This is a genomic window from Paenibacillus albicereus, from assembly GCF_012676905.1.
GTDB lineage: Bacteria > Bacillota > Bacilli > Paenibacillales > Paenibacillaceae > Paenibacillus_O > Paenibacillus_O albicereus.
Genome location: NZ_CP051428.1, coordinates 2759840 through 2783118, shown reverse-complemented (window position 1 = coordinate 2783118; position 23279 = coordinate 2759840). Strand labels below are relative to the sequence as shown.

Genomic DNA, 23279 nt, shown 5'->3' with positions numbered 1-23279 from the left:
CAGATGTCCCCCTATCGAGTGCTCGTCGTAGACGATTCGGCCTTCATGAGAGCCGTCATCAAGGATCTGATCGAGGAGGACCCGGCCTTCGAGGTGGCGGGCATGGCCCGCAACGGCATCGAAGCGGTCGAGGCGGCCTCCCGGCTCAACCCGGATGCCATGACGCTGGACTTGGAAATGCCCGAAATGAACGGAATCGATGCGCTGGAGGCGATCATGGCCTCGAATCCGCTGCCGGTCATCATGTTTTCGGGAATGAGCGAGGAGCACGCCTCGCTGACGATCGCCGCGCTCCAGCAAGGCGCGTTCGACTTCATCCGCAAGCCGGCGGCCAGCTCCCCTCCGGGCGAGATCAGCACGATCGGCCGGCTGCTTCGGGAGAAGCTGCATACGGCCGTCCTGATCCGCGAGCGAATCAGGCGGCAGCAAAAAGAGGCGGAGCTGGCGGCAGCGCAGGCGAAAGCCGCCGTGCCGCCTCAGCCGGAAAAGCCCGCCGCTCCGGCGGCCGACCGGGGAGCAAGAGAGGCAGAGCGGGCGAAAGCTCCGGCCAAGCGGAGCGGCACGGCGCCCGGCGCGCCTTCGGCACCGGCTCCGAAGCGCGCGGCGCCCAAGCTGGACAAGCCGGCCGGACGGGAAGCCGTACCGCCGCAGTCGGAAGCGGCGGCCGGGCGCCCGGCCCGAGGCCTCGCCCCGTCCCGGCCGCCGAAGCCGCCCGCCGCTCCGAAGGGAGCGGAGGCCGGCAGCCGCGCCTTCAAGCATCTCATCGCCGTGGGCACGTCGACGGGCGGACCGCGCGCGCTGCAGCAGCTGATCGCGGGATTGCCCGAGGATCTGCCGGCGCCGGTGCTGATCGTGCAGCATATGCCGCCGCGCTTTACGGCCTCCCTGGCGAAGCGGCTGGACGCAGCCGGTCCGCTTGCGGTCCACGAGGCCGTCGACGGCCAGCCGGTGCGGGCCGGCCATGTGTACCTTGCGCCGGGCGGCAATCATATGCGCCTCGACCGGGACGAGCAGGGATTCGTCATCCGGCTGTCCCAGGACGAGCCGGTAAGCGGGCACCGGCCTTCGGTCGACGTGCTGTATCGCTCCCTCGTTCCGCATGGCGCGCTGAAGCGCCATGGCGTCATCCTGACCGGCATGGGTAGCGATGGAGCCAAAGGCATGCTGGAGCTGAAGGATAGCGGAGCCGTCAGCACGATCGCCGAATCCGAGGAAAGCTGCGTCGTGTACGGCATGCCCCGCAGCTGCGTCGAAAACGGAAGCTGCGACACGGTGCTGCCGCTCGCGTCGATCGCCAAGGAGCTTGCCGTCCGCTGCCTCGGCTAACCGAACCGTCAACTTACAGGAGGTGTGGACCCGATTATGGATATGAACGCTTATCTCTCCATGTTTATCGATGAATCCCAGGATCACCTGCAAGCCCTCAACGAGAACTTGCTCAAGCTCGAAGGCGATCCGAACGATCTCAGCATCGTTCAAGTCATCTTCCGCTCGGCGCATACGCTCAAGGGGATGTCCGCGACGATGGGATTCGAGGATCTCGCCTCGCTCACCCATGAGATGGAAAATGTGCTCGATCTGGTCCGCAATGGAAAGCTGGCGATGGATGCGTTCATCTTCGACGTGCTGTTCAAAGGCTTGGACGCGCTCGAAAGCATGGTCGGCGACATAACGGCAGGGGGCCAGGGCAAGGCCGACGTCGGAACGATCGTCGGCGCGCTCAAGTCGATCGTCGACGGCAGCTATCTGACCCGGTCTCAGACGGCGGCGACAGCCGCGGCCGCAGCGCCGGCCGCGCCTGCGGCTGCGATCGACGAATTCCAGCTGTCCGTGCTGAAGCAGTCGATGGACAGCGGCCTCAAAGCGCTCCGCATCGACGTCTCGCTCGAGGAGAGCTGCGTGCTCAAGGCCGCGCGAGCGTACATGGTGTTCAACCTGCTGGAGGAAAAGGGAGAAGTCGTCAAAGCGATTCCTTCCGTCACCGAGCTCGAGCAGGAGCAGTTCGACCGCTCGTTCACGGTCATCTTCGTCACCGAGCATGACGCCAAGGGCTTGGAGGAAGCCGTAGCCGGTATCTCCGAGGTCGAGGCCGCTCGCGCCGAGGAGCTGGATGCCGGGACGCTCGAGAGCCTGGCCCGTCCGGAGCCTGCCGCCAAGCCGGCCTCCTCCGCGGCTGCGCCGACCGCGCAGCCAGGCAAGCCGGCCGAAGCGGCTTCTACCGGCGAAGCCCGCAAGCCGGCAGGAGGAGCGCCAGCCGCTTCCCGCACGATCCGCGTCGACATCGAGCGGCTGGACGCGCTGATGAACCTGTTCAGCGAGCTGCTCATCGACCGCTCTCGCCTCGAGCAGCTGGCGACCGAGATCGGTCGCGGCGAGCTTACGGAAACGGTCGAGCATCTATCCCGCATCAGCGGCGACCTGCAGAGCATCGTCCTCAAGCTGAGGATGGTGCCCGTCGATACCGTCTTCAACCGTTTCCCGCGGATGATCCGCGATCTTGCCCGCTCGCTCGACAAAAAAGTCGAGCTGGTCGTGACGGGAGCGGACACCGAGCTCGACCGTACGGTCATCGACGAAATCGGCGACCCGCTCGTGCATCTGCTGCGCAACTCCCTCGATCACGGGCTCGAAACGACGGAAGGGCGCCTGCAGGCCGGCAAGCCGGAAACCGGCACGATCTGGCTGCGCGCCTACCATAGCGGCAACCATGTGTTCATCGAAGTGGAAGAGGACGGACGCGGCATCAATTCCGCCAAGGTGAAGGCCAAAGCGGTCGAGAATGGAGTGCTTTCGCTCGACGAGGCGGCGAAGCTCACGGTCGACGAGGTGAACAACCTCATCTTCGCGCCGGGCTTCAGCACGGCCGACCAGATATCGGATATTTCGGGGCGGGGCGTCGGACTCGACGTCGTGCGCTCGAAAATTCTTTCCCTCGGCGGCAACGTCTCCGTCGAAAGCAAAGAAGGCGCCGGCTCCAAGTTCAGCATCCAGCTGCCGCTCACGCTGTCGATCATTACCGCGATGCTCGTGAAGCTCGGCTCCGAGAAATACGCGGTGCCGCTCACGTCGATCGTCGAGACGGGCATCGTGAAGAAGGAGGCGATCCTGACCGTGCACGGCAATCGGATGATGTCCTATCGCAACGCGGTCATTCCGGTCGTCTCCCTCAGCCGCGTGCTGGGCGCACCCGATTTTTGCGAGGACGACGAGGAAGAGAGCGAGTACATCGTCATCCGCAAGGGAGACAAGTGGGCCGCCGTCATCGTCGACGATTTCATCGGCCAGAGCGACATCGTCCTCAAGTCGACGGGAGCCTATCTCGGACAGACGCCGGCCATATCCGGCGCGACGATATTGGGAGACGGGCAAGTGGCCCTGATTATCGACCCGAACGCGCTCTTCAAATAAGCGAAGGAGGAAATGAATTATGGCTGAAGACATCAAAGTGATCGTGTTTTCGCTCGGGGAAGAAGAGTACGGCATCGAGGTCGAAAAAGTGAAGACGGTGGAACGGCTCATGCCGATCACGCGAGTTCCGAAGACGCCGCCGTTCATCAAAGGCGTCGTCAACCTGCGCGGCGTCGTCGTTCCGGTCATCGACCTGCGCGGCCGGTTCGGGCTGGCGGAGACGGAAGCGACGGAAGCGACCCGAATCATCGTCGTGAATTCCGGCGAGATGGAGGTCGGCTTCATCGTCGATCGGGCGAACGACGTGACGGACATCGGCAGCGATCAAATCGAGCTGCCGCCGGAAGTCGTGGGGGGCATCCAGGCGAAGTACCTTCGCGGCGTCGCCAAGACCGAGGGCGGACGGCTGCTCGTCATGCTCAACCTGTCTGAAGTGCTCAACAAATCGGAGCTCGTGCAGCTGGAACAGATGGAGGCTTGATCGGCGTGAAGCCATTCGACAAGCTCGCCGAGTTCGAGCTGGACGTGCTCAAGGAAGTCGGCAATATCGGCTCGGGCCATGCGGCGACCGCCCTGTCCACGCTGCTGGATCGCCCGGTCGACATGGCGGTGCCCAAGGTGAGCCTGGTGCCGTTCGAGGAAGTGGCCGAGCGGGTGGGAGGAGCCGAAGAGCTTGTCGTAGCCGTATTCCTGCGGGTAGACGGCGACGCTCCCGGCAACCTGTTCTACATCATGAATCCGGTCGCCGCCAAGCGGCTGCTGCGCAGGCTGGCCGCGATGGAGGTCGAGGAGGATCTCGAGTATTCGGACATGGAGCTGTCCGCCTTGAGCGAGATCGGCAACATCCTGGCCGGATCTTATCTATCCTCGCTCGCCGACTTGACGCGGCTCAACCTTGCGCCGAGCGTGCCGGCGGTAGCGCTGGACATGGCCGGCGCGGTGCTCGCTTACGGACTCATGCAGTACGGCGAGATGGGAGACGCGGCCCTGCTGGTCGAGACGCGCTTCCTGGGCGGAGGCGAGGAGATCGATGGACAGTTCTTCCTCATTCCGGACCCCGACTCCTTCGCAACGCTGTTCCGCTCGCTCGGAGTGGACGTGCCATGATCCAGCAGCCGATCGTCAAGGTAGCCATGGCCGATCTGAACGTTGCCGCGGGCGGAGAATGCATCCGAACGACCGGTCTCGGCTCCTGCGTCGGATTGACGCTGTACGACGCTCAGCGGAAGATCGGAGGCATGGCGCATGTCATGCTTCCGGATTCTTCCATAGCCCGCGAGTTTCCGTTCAACCGGGCCAAATATGCCGATACGGCGGTTCCGCTGCTCATCGAGGAGCTGGAGAAGGCAGGCGCGAAGCGGGAGCGATTGACGGCCAAGATGGCAGGCGGAGCCCAGATGTTCGCCTCCCTTGCGCAAAACGACTCGCTGCGCATCGGTCCTCGGAACGTGGAGAGCTGCGCGCAGCTGCTTACCCGCATCGGCATTCCGGTCGTCGCCGAGGATACCGGAGGGAACTATGGGCGCACGATCGAGCTGGACTCGGAGACGGGCATCCTGACGGTCCGCTCGGCCCAGAAAGGCACAAAGGAGCTGTGAGGGCATGGTAGGTTCATGGCGAATCAACGGCTGGATCGCGGCAGGAGGAGCGCTGCTCACGCTGGTGCTGAATGCCGGCCGCAATCCTTGGGACGTCGGCGGTGTGCGGGCGCTCGCAGCGGCGGCAGCGTTCTGGCTGCTCGCATACGCGCTGCGCTTCCTGCTCACGTTCACCCTTCCGGATCCGGCGTCCGCAGCGGGGGCGGACGAGTCCTACGCAGGGCGGGGAGCGGCGCTCGACCTCGAGGCTGCCGGCAGCGAGGAGCTGGAGGAGCTGCTGCGCGAGGGGTGGAAGGCGCCCGATGGCGAGCGGGTGCATGGCCAGCGGGAGCCCCATGCCGTCCGCGAGGAAGCAGGTTCCTTCCAGCGGCTGTCCCCTCCGCAGCTGAGCGCGGCGCGGGAGCAGCCGGCCGAGCAAGACCTGCTGCAGGCGGTGCGACAGTGGAATTCGGAAGACAAATGACGCTCGGCTGGAGTCCGAGCAGACGAAGTCAGGCAAGGTCCGATCAGACCTGCCGGATGGCGAAAGCGAAGGAGGCTTGAGGACGATGATTGAGCCTAAGGCGCCTCATTTATCCAACATGCCTATGTGGGAAAAGTGGAAAGAGGAGCAGGATCTCGACGCGAAAAAAGCGTTGATCGAGCAGTATCTGCCGCTCGTGGACTACGTCACGAACCGGATGGCGATCGGCCTTCCCAAAAACGTCTCGAAGGATGATTTGGCGAGCAACGGAGTCATGGGCCTCATCGACGCGATCGATAAATTCGATTATAAGCGCGGCCTGCAGTTCGAGACCTACGCCTCCTGGAGAATTCGCGGTGCGATCATCGACGGCCTTCGGCAAGGAGACTGGGTCCCGAGGTCGGTCCGCGAGAAGGCGAAGCGGATCGAAGAAGCCTATCAGCATTTGGAGCAGCACTACCTCAGATCGGTGAGCGATTCGGAAATCAGCACCTATCTGCAGGTGTCGGAAAAGGAATTCACGGTCATGCTGCAGGAAATCGCCGTCACGACGGTCTGCTCGCTCGAGGATCCGATCCGGGAGGAAGAGAGCGAGACCCGCATGTCGCTGCTCGTGGATGAAAAGGCCAAGAATCCCGACCATAAGGTCCACGAATTCTTTTTGAAAGAGTCGCTGGTGAAAGGCATCGAGAAGCTGACGGAGAAAGAGCGCATCGTCGTCTCCCTCTTTTACTACGAAGAGTTGTCGCTGAGCGAGATTGCCGAGGTCATGTCCCTTTCGCCTTCCCGCATCTCCCAGCTGCACTCCAAGGCGATCCTTCGGCTGAGAGGCGCGCTTTCCAAGCAGAAGGACCAATTGATGCAGAACTCCTAGAAGGAGGCTCGAACGATGAAGGAACAGCTAGACTTGCAGCAGCAGCTGAGCGTGAACGTCGCTCCCGACCAGATGACGGCGCTGCTGCAGTTCATTCGCTGCGAAGAGGATTTTGCCTGCACCGCCGCCGAGCTCGAGCGTTTCCTGCGAGCTTGCGGCATTACATATGGAATCCAATACGATCTGCTCCATGCGATTTCGAACGATCCATCCTCGTATAGCTTGCAGCAGACTCCTATCGCCAAGGGCCTCCCGCCGAAGACGGGCAAGGATGGGAGGATCGAGCTTACGATCGAGAGCAGCGCGGAGCCGAAGCCCGAACAATCGGACAACGGCAAGGTCGACTACAAGGAGACGTCGAGACTGCTCAACGTTCAAAAAGGCCAGCTGATTGCCCGCAGGCTGCCCGCGACGGATGGCGAGCCCGGCAAGACGGTGACCGGAACGGAGGTTCCTGGCCGCAGAGGAAAGGAAGCCCGCATCAAAGCGGGTAAAAATGTCGTGTGCAACGCGGATCGGACTCTCGTTTACGCGGCCATCGACGGGTTGTTCACGATAACCGGATCCGATACGATCAACGTGTTCCCCGTCTACGAGGTCAACGGAGATGTCGATTACCATACCGGCCATATCGATTTCGTCGGCACGGTCGTCATCCGCGGCAACGTGCTGACGGGCTTCCGGGTCAAGGCGGCGGGAGACATCCGCATCGTCGGCGGAGTCGAGGGAGCGGAGCTGGAGACGGAGGGATCGATCGAGATCACCGGCGGCATCATGGGCGGCGGCAAAGGGTCCGTGAAGGCGGGACATGCGGTTCGCTGCTCGTTCATCCAGGACGGCACGGTGTTCGCCGGGGAAGACGTGCTCGTCAGCCAAAGCATCATGCATTCGCAGGTGCGGGCTGGAAGGCATGTCGTCTGCGGCGGCGCCAAAGGGCTGCTGGTCGGAGGCGTCGTGCAGGCCGGAGAAACGGTGCAGGTGCGCACTGCGGGCAATTCGATGTCCACCGCCACGTCGATCGAGGTCGGCGTCAAGCCGGAGCTGCGCGAGGAGCTCAAGGAGCTGCGCCTCGCCGTGAAATCGAAAGCGGAAGCGCTCGACAAGACCGACAAGGCGCTGGCGCTTCTCGATCAGTTGGCGGCTGCGGGAACGATCGCTCCCGACAAGCTGGCTCTTCGGATCAAGCTGGCCGCGACGAAAAAGCAGGCGGTGCAGGAGATGGATGAGGCGCGGGAGCGCATCCTGGACATCGAGCGCTCGCTCGAGGACTCAAGCTCGGCGAAGGTCGAGGTGCGGGGCACCGTATTCGGAGGCACGAAAGTGATGATCGGACGTTACACGCGCTTCATTAAAGAGCCGACGTCCCGCGTGCAATTCCGCTTTCTTGAAGGCGAAATCCAGATGGGGTCCATCGTCTAGCCATGCCTTATCGACCGGTCGATCTTCAGGTGTCGGTGCCGAAGACGCAGGAAACGGGCATGCAGCAAAGCCAGCTTCAAAGCCGCTTGGCCGCAGAGGCGCGGCTGCAGGCGGAGCAGGCGGCCAAAAAGACGGAACAGGATCGAAGCCGCAGCACCGAGCTGGAAAGCCGGGCTGACGCCAAAATCGGCTATCGGCATGGAGAAGGCGGAGCCGGCGCTTCAAACAACGGGGATAGGAGCGGGCAGCCGGAGAGCGCGAAGCCGCCGGAGGATCAGCCGGCGCACCCGTACAAAGGCCGCCGTCTGGACATCCGCTTGTAAAGCGCGAGGGATCGCGAAAAAGAAAGGGAAATGAGGAAGACGGACGATGAACATGCAGCCCTGGCACTATATTGTCCTCGTCGGAGCGGTCGTGCTCGTCTGGTCCAATCTGCTGTCGCGCGGACGCGGCGCGAAAAAGAAGGAGAGTCGCGGCGCTTCGGAAGCGGGACTTCAGCAGATGGAGCTTGCACTAGAGCAATTCATGGAAAACATGGAGCAGAGCCAGCGCGATCTGACCGGCCTCGTGCTGTCGTCCAAGGAACAGGACATGGACGCAGCGAAACGCCGCGAGGAGCGGATCGCCGAGCTAGAGGAGCGCTGCGCCCGGCTGCAGCGCTCGATCGAGCAGCAAGAGGCGTCGATCGCCGCTGCGGCCTCTGCCGAAGCCGAGGAAGGACCGGCTCGGCTGGGCGCAGATGCTTCGCCCCAAGTCGCGAAGCGGGATGCCGGTGCCGCCGCCGAGCCTGCTCGCGATGCGCAGGGGGGGAGCTCGAGCATCCGGCAGCGGTTCCGGGTGCTCTTCGACTTGCATGAGCAAGGCTTGTCCATCGAGCAGATCGCGAAGCGGCTCGGGATGAACAAAGGCGAGGTGCTGCTGATCCAGCAGCTGGCCAAGCAGGAGGAGGCCCGCCATGTTTAGCCGTCCGTTCTGGGCCGGCCTCGGCCTCGGCATCATGGCCGGCGCTCTGCTGCTGCAGCTGCTGCTGGCCGGTCAGGCCGGCGAGCCGCTGCCGGATCCGCCGCCAGACGCGGTCTACACGGCCGAGGAAGCGGACCTGCTCGTCCAGGCGGCGGTCGAGCGGGCCAAGGCGGAGATGGCCGAAGCGGCGGAAGCTGCCGCCAGCTCGGGCCCGCAGGCCGAGCCCGAGCCTTCCTTGCCGCCCTCCGGCAGTCCGAAGCTTACGCCCTCCGCGCCACCGGCCGCGTCTCCTCCAAAAGCGGAGGCTAAGCCGAGCGCGACGCCGTCCAAGAAAACCGCGGCTGTCGTCATCCGGATCGAGCCGGGAAGCAGCCTGACCGATACGGCTTCTTTATTGAAGAAACACGGTTTGATCGCAAGCGAGAAAGGCTTTCTGGACTACATGGAGAAGCAGAGGCCGGTTCCGCTCGTACGCGCCGGCTATTTCAAGATCGAAGGCAAGCCCGGCCTCGGAGACTTGAAGGCGATCCTGGCCGGTCAGCCGATGGATCCCGGCGAAGGCAAGGCCTGGCTGGACAAGCAAGAGCGGTGAAGAGACGCACGCTTTCGAGCGAGAACGCCTCTTTTCTAGGACGAGCGGACAGTTGCGCTGGCAAGCCCGGTATGCTATAGTAATTGACGGTGTTAAAAACACACGCCGGTTAATTTGGTCAAGGGTGCTTCCGGAAGCGGGAGTCTTGGGCGAAGATGACATCGGCGGAGGACACAAATAAAAACCACTTAGGAGGTGTTGAAGATGGCAGTGATTTCCATGAAACAGCTGCTCGAGGCTGGTGTTCACTTCGGCCACCAAACTCGCCGCTGGAACCCGAAAATGGATCGCTATATCTTCACCGAACGTAACGGCATTTACATCATCGACCTGCAAAAGACGGTCAAAAAAGTAGAAGAGGCGTACAACTTCGTCCGCTCCATTGCGGAAGACGGCGGCTCCATCCTCTTCGTCGGCACGAAAAAGCAAGCTCAGGACTCCGTCAAGGAAGAAGCGGAGCGCTGCGGCAACTTCTACATCAACCAACGCTGGCTCGGCGGCACGCTGACCAACTTCTCCACGATCCAAAAGCGCATCGATCGTCTGCGCCAGCTGGAGAAATGGGAAGGCGACGGCACGTTCGACGTCCTGCCTAAAAAAGAAGTCATCATCCTCCGCAAGGAGAAGGATCGTCTCGAGAAGTTCCTCGGCGGCATCAAGGGCATGCGCAAGCTGCCTAGCGCCCTCTTCATCATCGATCCGCGCAAAGAGCGCATCGCCGTCGCAGAAGCCCGCAAGCTGGGCATCCCGATCGTGGGCATCGTCGACACGAACTGCGATCCGGACGAGATCGACTACGTCATTCCGGGCAACGACGACGCGATTCGCGCAGTCAAGCTGCTGACGGGCAAGATGGCTGACGCCATCGTCGAAGCCAACCAAGGCGAGCAAACGACTGCCTAAGCTGGCTTTGAAGGAATTCCCAACACGGTGAACGATAAGGGTGGTCAGAAGGTGAAAGCCTCCTCGCCGCCCTTTTTTTGAGGGACCATAGAGGAAACAACCCGCTCGAAGCGGACAACTTGGCCTGCATGCAGGCATCGGGAGGAACATCAGATGGCAGTCAATGCGAGTGCAGTCAAAGAATTGCGTGAAAAAACGGGAGCAGGCATGCTCGATTGCAAAAAAGCGCTGGAAGAAGCAGGCGGAGACCTGACGAAAGCGGCTGAGCTGCTTCGTGAGAAGGGCCTCGCCGCGGCAGCGAACAAAGCCGGCCGCGTCGCTACGGAAGGCGTCGTAGAATCCTACATCCATGCCGGCGGACGCATCGGCGTGCTGGTCGAGATCAACTGCGAGACCGACTTCGTCGCCAAGACGGACCAGTTCCGCGAATTCTGCAAGGATATCGCCATGCAGATCGCTGCTGTAGGTCCTAAATACGTTCGCCGTGAAGAAGTGGCGGCAGACGAGCTGGAAAAAGAGCGCGAGATTCTGAAAGCTCAAGCGCTCAACGAAGGCAAGCCGGCCCACATCGTCGAGAAGATGGTCGAAGGCCGCCTGAGCAAGTACTACGAAGAGTTCTGCCTGATGGAACAGCCTTTCATCAAGGATCCGGACAAGACGATTACGACGCTGCTGAACGAAAAGATCAGCACGATCGGCGAGAACATCTCCATCCGTCGCTTCGCTCGGTTCGAGCTTGGCGAAGGCCTCGAGAAAAAAGTCGACAACTTCGTTGAAGAAGTCATGTCGCAAGCGAAGCTGTAAGCCACTATCCATTGCTGGAGACGCTGCCGGTCCTATCGGCCGGCGGTCTCCGAACCGATACCGAACGCGAGGACAGGCGGGGCGGGGCTTCCGCCCCCGCCTGTTTTTTTTATGCGAAGCTTTTGTCCAGCGCCGCACTGCCAAAACTTTTTTTGCACCGAAATCTGTCTTGAACATGGGGGTATTGACGTTGGAGAATCCCGTCTATAAGCGCATCGTACTGAAGGTGAGCGGAGAATCGCTGTCCGGTCAGGCCGGCTACGGCATCGAAGCTGAAATCATCTCGTCGATCGCGCAGCAAATCAAGGAAGTCGTGGAGCTGGGCGTAGAGGTAGCCATCGTCGTCGGCGGCGGCAACATCTGGCGCGGCATTGCCGGCACGGAAAAAGGCATCGACCGGGCCACGGCCGACTATATGGGCATGCTCGCAACGGTCATGAACTCGCTCGCCCTCCAGGACGCCTTGGAATCCATTGACGTTCCGACGCGCGTTCAGACCTCCATCGCCATGCAGCAGATTGCTGAGCCCTATATTCGCCGCCGCGCGATCCGCCACCTGGAAAAAGGTCGGGTCGTCATCTTCGCGGCCGGAACCGGAAATCCTTTCTTCTCGACGGATACGACAGCCGCGCTGCGCGCAGCCGAAATTGAAGCCGAGGTCATCCTGATGGCCAAGAACAAAGTGGACGGCGTATACTCCGCCGATCCGTTCAAGGATTCCACTGCCGAAAAATTCGAAACGCTGACCTATCTGGACGTGCTCAACCGCAATCTCGGCGTCATGGACTCCACGTCCACCTCGCTCTGCATGGACAACAACATTCCGCTCGTCGTATTCGCGATTACGATCCCTGGCAATATTAAGCGGGTCGTGCTCGGAGAGAAGATCGGAACCATCGTGAAAGGAAGTGCCAACTGACATGCCGCAAACGATTAAAACCGATGCTGCCGACCGCATGGAGAAAGCGATCGGAGCGCTGAAGCGCGATCTCGCGACGCTTCGTGCCGGCCGTGCGACTCCTGCTCTGCTCGACCGCATCTCGGTCGAGTATTATGGCGCTTTGACGCCTCTCAACCAGCTGGCGAACATCAACACGCCCGATTCGCGCACGCTGTTCATCCAGCCGTGGGACAAATCGTCGCTGGCCGAAATCGAGCGCGCCATCATGAAGTCTGACCTCGGCATGACGCCATCGAACGATGGAGCGTCGATCCGCATCCAGGTGCCGATGCTGACGGAGGAGCGCCGCACGGAGCTCGTCAAGATGACGAAGAAATTCGGCGAAGAGGCGAAAGTGGCGATCCGGAACATTCGCCGCGACGCCAACGAATCCATCAAAAAGCTGGAGAAGACGGACATCTCCGAGGATGAATCCAAGCGCCATCAAGACGACATCCAAAAGACGACGGACAAATTCGTCGCCGAGGTGGATAAGGTGCTTGCCGCCAAAGAGAAGGAAATCATGGAAGTCTGATTGCGGCGAAAGCCAGGCTGCAGAACGGGCTTCAACGCCTGCGGGGAGGAAGGAAGATGATCGACAGACTGTGGTCAAAACGGGGCAAGGCATCTCCGCAGGAAGCGGAGCTTCCGTCCGGGGAAAATGTGCCGCAGCATGTCGCCATTATTATGGACGGCAATGGGCGATGGGCCCAGAATCGCGGCTTGCCGCGCATCGCCGGCCATCATACCGGAATGAAGGCGGTCAAAAAAGTCACGATGGCTGCGGACAGAGCCGGCGTGAAGTATTTGACCTTGTACGCTTTCTCCACGGAAAACTGGAAGCGTCCCAAGACGGAAGTCGATTTTTTGATGCGTCTTCCGCAGGAGTTTCTCGCGCTGGAGCTGGAAGAGCTGATCGAGAACAACGTGCAGGTGCGCATGATGGGATACCGGGAGCATTTGCCGTCTTATACGATCGAAGCTCTTGAGGAAGCGATCGAGAAGACCCGGCAAAATACCGGCCTCGTGCTCAACTTCGCGCTCAACTACGGCAGCAGGGCCGAAATGGCCGACGCCGTCCGGGCCATCGCCCGCGAGGCGGCCGAAGGCAAGCTGGATCCGGAGCGAATCGACGAGTCGTTGTTCGAAAGCCGTCTGCTCAGCAGCGATCTGCCGGATCCGGATCTGCTGATCCGGACCAGCGGCGAGCTGAGGCTGAGCAATTTCATGCTCTGGCAGCTTGCCTACAGCGAGCTTTACTTTACCGATGTCTATTGGCCTTCGTTCACGGAGGAGCAGTTCCAGGAGGCCATCATCGAATACCAGCGGCGGGGCAGACGGTTCGGAGGATTGTCCTAGCCCGCTCCAAGCGAGGAAAATTGCGATGAAACAACGGATTTTAACCGGCCTCGGAGCAGGCGCCCTGTTCCTGCTGCTGCTCGTCATCGGCGGCGTGCCTTACGAGCTGCTGCTGCTTCTGCTCGCCTTGATCGGTTTTTTTGAATTCGCGCGCCTGAACGGCATATCCCCTTTCCACCCGGCTGGGCTGCTCGGCTTCGCCGGGGTGCTTTTTTTTATGGTTCCGTGGGAAGAGCTGGGCGTTGACGTTCCATCCAGCAGCGCGGCGATATGGCTGCTGCTGCTGTTGCTGCTGTCGGTTACGGTCGTCAGCAAGAATCGCTTCGCTGTCGACGGGGCCGCTCTCTTGCTGCTCGGCGCCGTCTATGTCGGCTTCGGCTTCGCCGCGATGGGCGATGTCCGAAGCATCGAGCAGCATGGCCTGTACTTGAGCTTCCTCAGCTTTGCCTGCATCTGGTCTTCGGATATCGGAGCCTACTTCATCGGCAAGGCGATCGGCAAGCGCAAGCTGTGGCCATCGATCAGCCCGAACAAGACGATCGAGGGCTCGCTCGGAGGCATCATCGCGGCGATCGCGGTCGCGATCGCCTTCCAGCTTGCCGCGCCGGAAACGATCGGCTTCGGCCGGGCAGTCGCGATCGGAGCGGTCGCGGCGGTAGCCGGACAGTTCGGCGATCTCATCCAATCGGCTTACAAGCGGCATCGGGGGGTCAAGGACAGCGGCAAGCTGCTGCCGGGACATGGCGGCGTGCTCGACCGCTGCGACAGCTGGATCATCGTCTTCCCGCTGCTCGTGCTGACGGGACTGCTGCCGCTCTAGGACGGCCCTGCGCCGTTCGGGTACATACTTGCCACACAAGGAGTCGATCGCTTTGAAAACAATCACGGTGCTCGGATCGACCGGCTCGATCGGAACGCAAACCTTGGACATCGTCGCGCATCACCCGGACCGGTACGCGCTGGACGGCCTTGCAGCGGGATCGAACGCCGCGCTCCTGATCGAGCAGGCGCTCCGCTTCCGGCCGAAGCGCGTTTGCCTGGCAACGGAGGAGGCGGCCCGCGCCGCGCGCGAGGCGCTCCCTCGCGAGATCGACGTGCTGCAAGGCGAGGAGGGGCTGGTCGAGCTTGCCGCCGGCGGCAAGGCCGACACGGTCGTCACCGCGCTCGTCGGCAGCCGCGGCCTGCAGGCGACCTTGGCGGCGATCGAGGCGGGGCGCGACATCGCGCTCGCCAACAAGGAGACGCTCGTGACCGCCGGCCATCTCGTCATGGAGGAGGCCAGGCGCAAGGGCGTCTCGATCCTGCCGGTCGACAGCGAGCATTCGGCCATCTTCCAATGTCTCAACGGAGAACGTCGCGAGGATGTCAAAGCCATCACGCTGACGGCCTCGGGCGGGTCGTTCCGTGACCGTACCCGCGACCAGCTGCGCGGCGTCACCGTGCAGGAGGCCCTCCACCATCCGAATTGGTCGATGGGGGCCAAGATCACGATCGATTCCGCGACGATGGTCAACAAGGGGCTTGAAGTGATCGAAGCCCGCTGGCTGTTCGGACTCGACTACGACGACATCGGCGTGCTCATCCATCCCGAAAGCATCATCCACTCCTATGTCGAGTTCAACGACCACAGCATCGTCGCGCAGCTGGGACTGCCGGACATGCGCGTGCCGATCCAGTACGCGCTGTCCTATCCCGAGCGGCTTCCTTCGCCGACGGGCCGCCTGAGCCTGGCCGAGCTGGGCCGGCTCACGTTCCGGGAGATGGACTTCGACCGCTATCGCTGCCTCGCCCTCGCGTACGAGTGCGGCCGCATCGGCGGGACCGCGACGACGGTGTTCAACGCCGCCAACGAGATCGCGGTCGAGCGCTTCCTGCGCGGCGAGATCGAATTCCTCGCCATCGAGTCCATCCTGCAGCAAGTGATGGAGAAGCATGATCCTGCATCCGATCCGGATCTCGGATCGATCGCCGAGGCGGACCGGTGGGCCCGCCGTCTGGCGGCCGCCCTCTAAGTCGGTTCTCTTGTGCCGGGCTGGAGAATAATGATAATCTAAGGTACAGGCCTAAAGCGACAGGAGGCACCGACATCGATGGGTACATTGCAGGTCATCTTCATGACCGTTCTCGTGTTTTTCGTCATTGTCACCATTCACGAATGGGGACATTATTTTTTTGCGAAGCGCGCGGGCATCCTCGTCCGCGAGTTCGCCATCGGCTTCGGTCCCAAGCTGTTCTCCATCAAACGGGGCGAGACCCGCTTCACGCTCCGTCTCGTGCCGGCGGGCGGCTTCGTCCGCATGGCGGGAGAGGATCCGGAGCTGGTCGAGATCCAGGAAGGGCAGACGATCGCGATCCGCGTCAAGAACGGCAAGACGACGCGGCTTTACCTCGACAAGCTGGATGAGCGCAGCGGCGTCATCCGCGGCGAGGTCGAGGCGATCGACCTGGAGCGCGGGCTGTTCGTGCAGCTGCTCGTCGAGGGCGAATCCGAACGCTACGAGGTGCATCCTCAAGCGCTCATGATCGCCAAGGGACGGGAGACGCAGATCGCGCCGGTGGACCGCCAGTTCGGCAGCAAGACGGTCGGGCAGCGCGCGCTGGCGATCGCGGCCGGTCCGTTCATGAACTTCATCCTGGCGATCGTGCTTTTCGCCGCCTACATCCAGATGGCCGGCGTTCCGGTCGACAATCCGCGGCATCTGATCGTGAACAGCGTCGTCGAAGGCATGCCGGCGGAGCAGGCTGGTCTCCAAAAGGGAGACACGATCCAGAAAGTGGCAGGCGAGGACATCGGCGTCGACTTCAACCGGATGATCGAGATGATCGGCGCTTCGGCCGGCAAGCCGCTCGACATCGTCGTCGAGCGGGGCGGAGAGACGCTGTCGTTCAGGATGACCCCTAAGCTCGATGCCGAGACCAAGACCGGCAAGGTCGGCGTCACGGCCGGCACGCCGCGCCGCTCGGCGACGATCGCGGAAACGTTCACCGGCACGTTTACGCTGATGAAGGATATGACGGTGAGCATCTTCCAGGGCTTCGGCAAGCTGATTACCGGCGACTTCAAGCTGGATGACCTTGGAGGTCCGGTCCGCACGGCCGAAGTGACGGGCCAGATCGCCCGCCAGGGACTGACGCAGCTGACGAGCTGGGCGGCGCTGCTCAGCCTGTACTTGGGGATCTTCAACCTGCTGCCGATCCCGGCGCTCGACGGCAGCCGCCTCGTGTTCATCGGCATCGAGGCGCTTCGCGGCCGGCCGATCGATCCGGCCCGCGAGAGCATGGTCCATGTCATCGGCTTCATGATGCTCATGCTGCTGATGCTGGCCGTGACCTACAACGATATATTGCGACTTGTCAAAGGGTAGAGGGGAGCTGTCGGTTCAGCCATGTCGAAAGAAAAGCAGTTTGTCACGGAAATTACGCCGCAAGCGGAGGACTTCTCCCGCTGGTATATCGATGTCATCAAAAAAGCCGAGCTCATGGACTACTCGCCGGTACGGGGCTGCATCGTGTTCCGTCCCGAGGGCTATGAGATCTGGGAGCATATCAAGGAAGAGCTGGACCGCCGCTTCAAGGAAACCGGGCACCGCAACGCCTACTTCCCGCTGTTCATCCCGGAGAGCTTCTTCCAAAAGGAAAAGGAGCATGTCGAGGGCTTCAATCCCGAGCTGCCGTGGGTGACCGAGGCGGGAGGAGAGCCGCTCGAGGAGCGGCTGGCCATCCGCCCGACGTCGGAGACGATGATCGGCCATATGTACAGCAAATGGATCCAGTCGTACCGCGATCTGCCGGTGCTCATCAACCAGTGGGCGAACGTCGTCCGCTGGGAGAAGCGCACGCTGCCGTTCCTGCGCACGAGCGAGTTCCTCTGGCAGGAAGGCCACACGGCGCATGAGACCGAGACGGAGGCGCGCGAGGAAACGATGCGCATGCTGGGCGTGTACCGCTCGTTCGTCGAGGACTACCTGGCGATCCCGGTCATCAGCGGCGAGAAGACGCCGTCCGAACGGTTCGCCGGCGCTGTCGACACCTATTCCATCGAAGCGATGATGAAGGACGGTCGCGCGGTGCAGGCCGGCACGTCGCACTATCTCGGCAACAAGTTCGCCGTCGCGTTCGACATCAAATATCTCGACCGCGAGAACCAGCTGCAGTTCGCGCATACGACATCCTGGGGCGTCAGCACGCGCCTGATCGGCTCGCTCATCATGGTCCACGGCGATGACCGCGGCCTTGTCCTGCCGCCGAAGGTCGCTCCGACGCAGGTCATCATGATTCCGATCGGACCGCCGAAGTCCCGCGATGCGGTGCTTGCTCGGGTGGACGAGCTGTTCGGCCAGCTCAAGCAGGCCGGCGTGCGCGTGCGCGTCGACGACCGTTCCGACGTCAGCCCAGGCTGGAAGTTCAACGAGTATGAGATGCGCGGGGTGCCGATCCGACTCGAGCTCGGCCCTCGCGACATGGACAACGGCGTCTGCGTGCTCGTTTCCCGCGTCAGCGGCGAGAAGCGCGTCGTCAACCAGAGCGATCTCCTCGTCGAAATCGAGAACATGCTGGAGCAGGTGCACCGCGAGATGTACGACAAAGCGGCTTCGTTCCGCACGGAAAACACCTTCGCGGTCGATACGCTGGACGAGATGAAGGCGCTGTTCGAGCAGAAGCGCGGCTTCGTCACCGCCGGCTGGTGCGGCTCCGAGGCTTGCGAGAAGCAAGTAAAGGAAGAGACGGGCGCGACGAGCCGCAACATTCCGTTCGAGCCTTCGGAGCGCAAGGCGGCCTGCCTCTGCTGCGGCGACAAAGCCGAGCATACGGTCGTCTTCGCCCGGGCGTACTGAAGTCCAGGCTTGTCCGAAGCCAAGTCCCGCCAGGGGCTTGGCTTCGTTTTTTTGGCGGCATTTCGTGCGCCAAAGTGCAGCAATTTTTTATGTCTTTCTCCTTTTTGCGACGGTATAATAGAGGTTATGGTTGTTGAAGGCAAGGGTTCAAGCAGGGAGGGATGACATGAGCGAGGCCAAGCGGCAGCGCTTCGAGCTGTTGATGAAGCAGGCGGAGCTGGCGCCGGAGATGATCGGAGCCCATTTTCAGGACGGCCATATCGAGAAGGTGCTCGTCAGTCCGAGCAACCGCGAATGGACGTTTTGCATCACGAAAAGCCAGCTCGTGAAGCGGGATTCCTATAAGGTATTCTGTCAGACGATCAAGCAGAAGCTCAGCCATCTGGCGGATGTGACCTTTTGCTTTACTTATGAAGAAGCGATTTCGACGGACGAGCTGGCGCTGGAATATTGGCCGCTGTTCGTCGAATGGGCCCAGCGGGAGATGGCGTCGGTCAACGGCTGGCTCGCCAAGGCCGCCCCGTCCGCGAGCGGCGGCGTGCTGCAGATTCTGCTGATGGACCGGGCCGGACTCGAGCTCGCCAAGCGCAAGAAGATCGACGAGGCGATCGTAAGCTTCTACGAGGAGCGCTTTTGCCGCACGCTCAGGGTGAAGCTCGCTGCAGGCGAAAGCGCGCGCGAGCTGTACGAGCAGTTCGAAAAGCGCGTCGTGCAGGAAAACAGCGAGCAAGTCCAGCAGATCATGACGAGCGTCGCCTCCGAGGCGGTGCCGGAGCCGGAGGACGGCGACGTCAAGCTCGCCGTCGGCTACGACATCCGCGACGAGCCGGTGCCGATGATGAACATCGTCGAGGAAGAGAAGAAGATCGCCGTGCAGGGCACGGTGTTCGGCCTGGACGTCAAGGAGCTGCGCAACGGCAGCACGCTGTTCACGTTCAACGTCACCGACTTCACCGATTCGATGGCGATGAAGATGTTCGCCAAGACGAAGGAAGACGTCAAGGTGCTGTCCAAGCTGTCCAACGGCAAGTGGATCAAGGCGCGCGGCCGTGTCGAGTACGACCGGTTCATGCAGGAGCCGGAGCTCGTCATGATGCCGAATGACCTGCACGAGGTGCTCCCGCCCAAGGAGCGGACCGATGCGGCGGAGATCAAGCGCGTCGAATTCCATCTCCATACGACGATGAGCACGATGGACGCGGTCACGCCCGTGGACGCGTACATCAAGACAGCGGCCAAATGGGGGCACGGCGCGATCGCCGTCACCGACCACGGCAACGTGCAATGTTATCCCGACGCATTCAAGCACGGCAAGAAGAACGGCCTGAAGGTGCTGTTCGGCGTAGAGGCGAACGTCGTCAACGACGCCGTGCCGATGGTGCTGAATCCGCGCGAGGAATCGCTGAAGGATGCGACATATGTCGTATTCGACATCGAGACGACGGGCCTTTCGATCACGGCCTGCAAGATCATCGAGCTTGCCGGCGTCAAGTACAAGGACGGGCATGAGATCGAACGCTTCGCCACGTTCATCGATCCGCACGAGAAGATTCCGTATCATATCCAGCAGCTGACGAACATTACCGACGACATGGTGCGCGGCGCGCCGGAGCTCGCCCCCAAGCTCAAGGAGTTCGCCGCCTTCGTCTCCGACTGCGTGCTCGTCGCCCATAACGCCCGCTTCGATATGGGCTTCATCCAGGCGGCCTGCAAGGCGACCGGCATCCCCGAGCTGGACAATCCGGTGCTCGATACGCTGGAGCTGGCGCGCTTCCTGCATCCGACGATGAAGAACCACCGGCTGAACACGCTGTCGGACAAATATAAGATCGCGCTCGAAAGCCATCACCGCGCCGTCGACGACTCCGTCGCGCTCGCCGGCGTGCTGTACGGCCTCATCGGCGACGCGGCCGAGCGCAGCATCACGGGGCTGCACCAGCTCAACGATTATGTCGGCATGGACCTGTCCAACTCGCGGCCGTTCCACTGCAACATCTACGCGCTGAACGCGGCCGGCAAGAAGAATTTGTTCAAGCTGATCTCGCTGTCGCATACGAAGCATTTCAAGCGGGTCGCCTGCATTCCCAAGAGCAAGCTCAAGGAGATGAGGGACGGGCTGCTCGTCATTTCCGGCTGCGAGAAGGGCGAGTTTTTCGAATCGGTGCTCAACAAGACGGTCGAGGAAGCGGAGGACGTCGCGGAGTTCTACGACGCGCTGGAGATTCAACCCGTCGACTTCTACATGCATCTCGTCGACAAAGGGCTCGTCGGCAGCCGCGCCGAGATCGAGGAGGCGATGCGCAGGATTTGCCGGATCGGCGAAAAGCTCGGCAAGCCGGTCATCGCCACCGGCAACGTGCATTACCTGCATCCCCGGGACAAAATGTACCGCGAGATCACCATCATGGGCATCACCGGCTTCAGCCCGCTCAAGGACCAGCGCAAGCCGGACGCGCATTTCCGCACGACGGAGGAAATGCTGCAGGAATTCCGCTTCCTCGGGGAGGATCTCGCCTACCGGGTCGTCGTCACCAACACGGTGGAGCTCGCCGAGCGCTTCGAGGCTTACGAGATGTTTCCGGACAAGCTGTACACGCCGATCATCGAAGGAGCGGACGACGAAATCCGCGATACCTGCTACGCGACGGCCCGGCGCATGTACGGCGAGGAATTGCCGCAGGTCGTCATCGACCGGCTCGAAAAGGAGCTCGTGCCGATCATCAAGTACGGCTTCTCGGCGAACTATCTCATCTCGGAGCGTCTCGTGAAGAAGTCCAACGAGGACGGCTATCTCGTCGGATCCCGCGGCTCGGTCGGCAGCTCCGTCGTGGCGACGTTCCTCGGCATATCGGAGGTCAATCCGCTGCCGCCGCATTACCTGTGCAAGACCGACGGCTGCTGCCACAGCGACTGGATCCTCGACGGCAGCGTCTCCTCGGGCTTCAATCTGCCGGACAAGGCGTGTCCCAAGTGCGGCGCGATGATGCGCGGAGAAGGCCAGGACATCCCGTTCGAGACGTTCCTCGGCTTCAAGGGCGACAAGGTTCCCGATATCGACCTCAACTTCTCCGGCGAGTACCAGCCGATCGCCCATAACTATACGAAGGTGCTCTTCGGCGAGAAGGCGGTGTTCCGCGCCGGCACGATCGGCACCGTGGCGGAGAAGACGGCGTTCGGCTTCGCCAAAAAATATGAAGAGGAAAAGGGCCGCAAATGGCGCGGAGCGGAGCTCAGCCGCTTGGCGTCCGGCTGCACCGGCGTCAAGCGGAGCACCGGACAGCATCCCGGCGGCATCGTCGTCGTTCCCGACTATATCGAGGTCGAGGACATCACGCCGGTGCAGTATCCGGCGGACGATACGAACGCGGAGTGGATGACGACCCATTTCGACTACCATGCCTTCGACGCGAACCTGCTCAAGCTCGATATTCTCGGCCACGACGATCCGACGATGATGCGCATGCTCCAGGATCTGACCGGCATCGACCCGACGACGATCCCGATGAACGATCCCAAGGTGATGAGCCTGTTCAACTCGACGACGGCCCTCGGCGTGACGCCGCAGCAGATCCGCTCGAGCGTCGCCACGTACGGCGTGCCCGAGATGGGCACGAAGTTCGTCCGTCAGATGCTGGAGGAGACGCAGCCGAGCTCGTTCGCCGACCTGCTGCAGATTTCGGGGCTCTCGCACGGAACGGGCGTCTGGCTCGGGAACGCGCAGGAGCTGATCAAGAAAGGCACCTGCACGATCAAAACCGTCATCGGCTGCCGCGACGAGATCATGCTTTACCTGATCTACAAGGCCGGCATGGACGCGGGCCTCGCGTTCAAGATCACCGAGAGCGTGCGCAAGGGCAAGGGACTGACGCCGGAGTGGATCGAGGAGATGAAGCGCTGCAAGGTGCCTCAGTGGTACATCGACTCCTGCCTCCGCATCGAGTACATGTTCCCCAAGGCCCACGCCGCCGCCTACGTCATCTCGGCCGTGCGCACCGCCTTCTTCAAGCTCTATCATCCGATCGCCTATTATGCGACTTATTTCACCGTACGGGCGGAAGACTTCGATCTCGAGCTGCTTTGCCAAGGCTACGACGCCATCCTGGCGCGGCTCGTCGAGATCGAGCAGAAGGCCTTCGCCGCCTCCCCGAAGGAGAAGGCGTCGATCTCCATCCTGGAGATGGCGCTCGAGATGACGGCGCGCGGCTTCTCGTTCAAGCCGATCGACCTGTACCGCTCGGAGTCGACGCGCTGGACGATCGACGGCGACAGCCTCATCCCGCCGTTCGCGGCCATAGCCGGCATCGGCGACAACGCCGCCCGCAACATCGCCGCCTCTCGCGAAGGCGGGGAATACCTTTCGGTCGAAGACTTCCAGCAGCGCTCCAAGGCGACCAAGACGATCGTCGAGGTGCTCGGCGGAATGGGCTGCTTCCGCGGCCTTCCGGAGTCCAATCAGCTGTCGCTCTTCTAGCGGCGGCGCCGATTCTTCCAACGTTTTAGAGGAAAACAATTCTTGTCAGTCATCTGGGGTTATGGTATAATTTTTTTGGTAATCATGAGGATAGAAGTACTTTCTGAAGAGTGGGGAAACCCACTCTTCACGTTTTGTCCACTACTTTTTACGTTTGGATCAGGGGGTCTATCGGAGTTGAGCACATCCCGAATCAAGGCGGTCGTCGAAGAGATGATCTCGCCCTTTCTTCACGAAAACGGCTTCGAGCTTGTCGACATCGACTATGTCAAGGAAGGCAGCCATTGGTTCCTCCGCGTGTTCGTCGACAAGGACGGCGGAATCGACATCGACGAGTGCGGCCGAATCAGCGAATACCTGAGCGAGCGCCTGGACGAGAACGATCCCGTCTCAGACGCTTATTTTCTGGAGGTCTCCTCTCCGGGAGCGGAGCGTCCGCTCAAGAAGCCCGAGGACGTAAGCAAGGCGGTCGGCAAGCAGGTGTGCGTCACGACGTACGAGCCGGTCGACGGATTAAAAGAATTCGAGGGTCCGCTGCTCGCCTTTGACGGAGAGACCGTTTCCGTCCAGGTCGGACGCAAGAGCTACTCGATTCCATATGCCAAAGTGGCCAGCGCCCGGCTGGCTATCGTTTTCTAATTCGCGAAAGG

22 protein-coding genes are annotated in these 23279 nt (G+C 61.8%); all 22 read left to right on the top strand.

Annotation, left to right across the window (positions count from 1 at the left end):
* The first annotated feature begins 3 nt into the window (after positions 1–3).
* Positions 4–1326: a protein-glutamate methylesterase/protein-glutamine glutaminase gene (locus HGI30_RS12320; protein WP_168907834.1), complete on the top strand. Its 1323-nt coding sequence runs from the start codon at positions 4–6 to the stop codon at positions 1324–1326.
* A 36-nt stretch (positions 1327–1362) separates the two neighbouring features.
* A complete protein-coding gene (locus HGI30_RS12315; protein WP_168907833.1) occupies positions 1363–3408 on the top strand; it encodes a chemotaxis protein CheA in 2046 nt (681 codons plus the stop codon).
* 19 nt (positions 3409–3427) lie between these two features.
* Positions 3428–3889, top strand: coding sequence for a chemotaxis protein CheW (locus HGI30_RS12310; protein WP_168907832.1), 462 nt, complete (start codon positions 3428–3430; stop codon positions 3887–3889).
* Between the two features lie 5 nt (positions 3890–3894).
* The gene (locus HGI30_RS12305; RefSeq protein WP_168907831.1) at positions 3895–4515 is read left to right on the top strand and encodes a chemotaxis protein CheC; all 621 of its coding nucleotides are present in this window, start codon (positions 3895–3897) and stop codon (positions 4513–4515) included.
* On the top strand, positions 4512–5006 hold the full coding sequence (locus HGI30_RS12300) for a chemotaxis protein CheD (protein ID WP_168907830.1): 495 nt from the start codon (positions 4512–4514) through the stop codon (positions 5004–5006). Before HGI30_RS12305 ends, HGI30_RS12300 begins: the two co-directional genes overlap by 4 nt.
* Before the next feature lie 4 nt (positions 5007–5010).
* Positions 5011–5469 (top strand): hypothetical protein, encoded by a 459-nt coding sequence (locus tag HGI30_RS12295; RefSeq protein ID WP_168907829.1) that lies wholly within the window; start codon positions 5011–5013, stop codon positions 5467–5469.
* 85 nt (positions 5470–5554) lie between these two features.
* Entirely contained in the window at positions 5555–6343 is a 789-nt protein-coding gene (locus tag HGI30_RS12290; protein ID WP_168907828.1) for a FliA/WhiG family RNA polymerase sigma factor, read from the top strand.
* A 15-nt stretch (positions 6344–6358) separates the two neighbouring features.
* Positions 6359–7762 (top strand): flagellar assembly protein A, encoded by a 1404-nt coding sequence (locus HGI30_RS12285; protein ID WP_168907827.1) that lies wholly within the window; start codon positions 6359–6361, stop codon positions 7760–7762.
* A 2-nt stretch (positions 7763–7764) separates the two neighbouring features.
* Positions 7765–8085, top strand: coding sequence for a hypothetical protein (locus HGI30_RS12280; protein ID WP_168907826.1), 321 nt, complete (start codon positions 7765–7767; stop codon positions 8083–8085).
* 46 nt (positions 8086–8131) lie between these two features.
* Complete coding sequence (locus HGI30_RS12275; RefSeq protein ID WP_168907825.1) at positions 8132–8725, top strand: DUF6115 domain-containing protein; 594 nt, start codon at positions 8132–8134, stop codon at positions 8723–8725.
* On the top strand, positions 8718–9317 hold the full coding sequence (locus HGI30_RS12270) for an endolytic transglycosylase MltG (RefSeq protein WP_168907824.1): 600 nt from the start codon (positions 8718–8720) through the stop codon (positions 9315–9317). Before HGI30_RS12275 ends, HGI30_RS12270 begins: the two co-directional genes overlap by 8 nt.
* Positions 9318–9521: 204 nt before the next feature.
* Positions 9522–10220, top strand: coding sequence for a 30S ribosomal protein S2 (gene rpsB / locus HGI30_RS12265; RefSeq protein WP_028597406.1), 699 nt, complete (start codon positions 9522–9524; stop codon positions 10218–10220).
* A gap of 153 nt (positions 10221–10373) precedes the next feature.
* Complete coding sequence (gene tsf / locus HGI30_RS12260; RefSeq protein WP_168907823.1) at positions 10374–11024, top strand: translation elongation factor Ts; 651 nt, start codon at positions 10374–10376, stop codon at positions 11022–11024.
* 190 nt (positions 11025–11214) lie between these two features.
* Complete coding sequence (gene pyrH / locus HGI30_RS12255) at positions 11215–11943, top strand: UMP kinase (RefSeq protein WP_168907822.1); 729 nt, start codon at positions 11215–11217, stop codon at positions 11941–11943.
* A 1-nt stretch (position 11944) separates the two neighbouring features.
* Positions 11945–12499, top strand: coding sequence for a ribosome recycling factor (gene frr, locus HGI30_RS12250; protein WP_168907821.1), 555 nt, complete (start codon positions 11945–11947; stop codon positions 12497–12499).
* Positions 12500–12555: 56 nt separating this feature from the next.
* The gene (locus HGI30_RS12245; protein WP_168907820.1) at positions 12556–13323 is read left to right on the top strand and encodes an undecaprenyl pyrophosphate synthase; all 768 of its coding nucleotides are present in this window, start codon (positions 12556–12558) and stop codon (positions 13321–13323) included.
* 25 nt (positions 13324–13348) lie between these two features.
* Positions 13349–14143, top strand: a complete 795-nt coding sequence (locus HGI30_RS12240; RefSeq protein WP_168907819.1) for a phosphatidate cytidylyltransferase — start codon at positions 13349–13351, stop codon at positions 14141–14143.
* Positions 14144–14195: 52 nt separating this feature from the next.
* Positions 14196–15335, top strand: a complete 1140-nt coding sequence (locus HGI30_RS12235) for a 1-deoxy-D-xylulose-5-phosphate reductoisomerase (RefSeq protein ID WP_168907818.1) — start codon at positions 14196–14198, stop codon at positions 15333–15335.
* A 78-nt stretch (positions 15336–15413) separates the two neighbouring features.
* Positions 15414–16688, top strand: a complete 1275-nt coding sequence (rseP, locus tag HGI30_RS12230) for an RIP metalloprotease RseP (RefSeq protein WP_168907817.1) — start codon at positions 15414–15416, stop codon at positions 16686–16688.
* A gap of 21 nt (positions 16689–16709) precedes the next feature.
* Positions 16710–18158, top strand: a complete 1449-nt coding sequence (proS, locus tag HGI30_RS12225) for a proline--tRNA ligase (RefSeq protein ID WP_168907816.1) — start codon at positions 16710–16712, stop codon at positions 18156–18158.
* Between the two features lie 166 nt (positions 18159–18324).
* Positions 18325–22629, top strand: a complete 4305-nt coding sequence (locus tag HGI30_RS12220) for a PolC-type DNA polymerase III (protein ID WP_168907815.1) — start codon at positions 18325–18327, stop codon at positions 22627–22629.
* Positions 22630–22806: 177 nt separating this feature from the next.
* Complete coding sequence (gene rimP / locus HGI30_RS12215) at positions 22807–23268, top strand: ribosome maturation factor RimP (protein ID WP_168907814.1); 462 nt, start codon at positions 22807–22809, stop codon at positions 23266–23268.
* Positions 23269–23279 lie beyond the last annotated feature (11 nt).

Excerpts from the sequence above, each read along its gene's own strand:
- HGI30_RS12320 (WP_168907834.1), top strand. The coding sequence starts at position 4 with ATGTCCCCCTATCGAGTGCTCGTCGTAGACGATTCGGCCTTCATGAGA.
- HGI30_RS12285 (WP_168907827.1), top strand. The coding sequence starts at position 6,359 with ATGAAGGAACAGCTAGACTTGCAGCAGCAGCTGAGCGTGAACGTCGCT.
- frr (WP_168907821.1), top strand. The coding sequence starts at position 11,945 with ATGCCGCAAACGATTAAAACCGATGCTGCCGACCGCATGGAGAAAGCG.
- HGI30_RS12295 (WP_168907829.1), top strand. The coding sequence starts at position 5,011 with ATGGTAGGTTCATGGCGAATCAACGGCTGGATCGCGGCAGGAGGAGCG.
- HGI30_RS12240 (WP_168907819.1), top strand. The coding sequence starts at position 13,349 with ATGAAACAACGGATTTTAACCGGCCTCGGAGCAGGCGCCCTGTTCCTG.
- proS (WP_168907816.1), top strand. The coding sequence starts at position 16,710 with ATGTCGAAAGAAAAGCAGTTTGTCACGGAAATTACGCCGCAAGCGGAG.
- HGI30_RS12300 (WP_168907830.1), top strand. The coding sequence starts at position 4,512 with ATGATCCAGCAGCCGATCGTCAAGGTAGCCATGGCCGATCTGAACGTT.
- HGI30_RS12270 (WP_168907824.1), top strand. The coding sequence starts at position 8,718 with ATGTTTAGCCGTCCGTTCTGGGCCGGCCTCGGCCTCGGCATCATGGCC.
- HGI30_RS12310 (WP_168907832.1), top strand. The coding sequence starts at position 3,428 with ATGGCTGAAGACATCAAAGTGATCGTGTTTTCGCTCGGGGAAGAAGAG.
- rpsB (WP_028597406.1), top strand. The coding sequence starts at position 9,522 with ATGGCAGTGATTTCCATGAAACAGCTGCTCGAGGCTGGTGTTCACTTC.
- tsf (WP_168907823.1), top strand. The coding sequence starts at position 10,374 with ATGGCAGTCAATGCGAGTGCAGTCAAAGAATTGCGTGAAAAAACGGGA.
- HGI30_RS12290 (WP_168907828.1), top strand. The coding sequence starts at position 5,555 with ATGATTGAGCCTAAGGCGCCTCATTTATCCAACATGCCTATGTGGGAA.
- HGI30_RS12315 (WP_168907833.1), top strand. The coding sequence starts at position 1,363 with ATGGATATGAACGCTTATCTCTCCATGTTTATCGATGAATCCCAGGAT.
- HGI30_RS12220 (WP_168907815.1), top strand. The coding sequence starts at position 18,325 with ATGAGCGAGGCCAAGCGGCAGCGCTTCGAGCTGTTGATGAAGCAGGCG.
- HGI30_RS12275 (WP_168907825.1), top strand. The coding sequence starts at position 8,132 with ATGAACATGCAGCCCTGGCACTATATTGTCCTCGTCGGAGCGGTCGTG.
- HGI30_RS12280 (WP_168907826.1), top strand. The coding sequence starts at position 7,765 with ATGCCTTATCGACCGGTCGATCTTCAGGTGTCGGTGCCGAAGACGCAG.
- HGI30_RS12245 (WP_168907820.1), top strand. The coding sequence starts at position 12,556 with ATGATCGACAGACTGTGGTCAAAACGGGGCAAGGCATCTCCGCAGGAA.
- rseP (WP_168907817.1), top strand. The coding sequence starts at position 15,414 with ATGGGTACATTGCAGGTCATCTTCATGACCGTTCTCGTGTTTTTCGTC.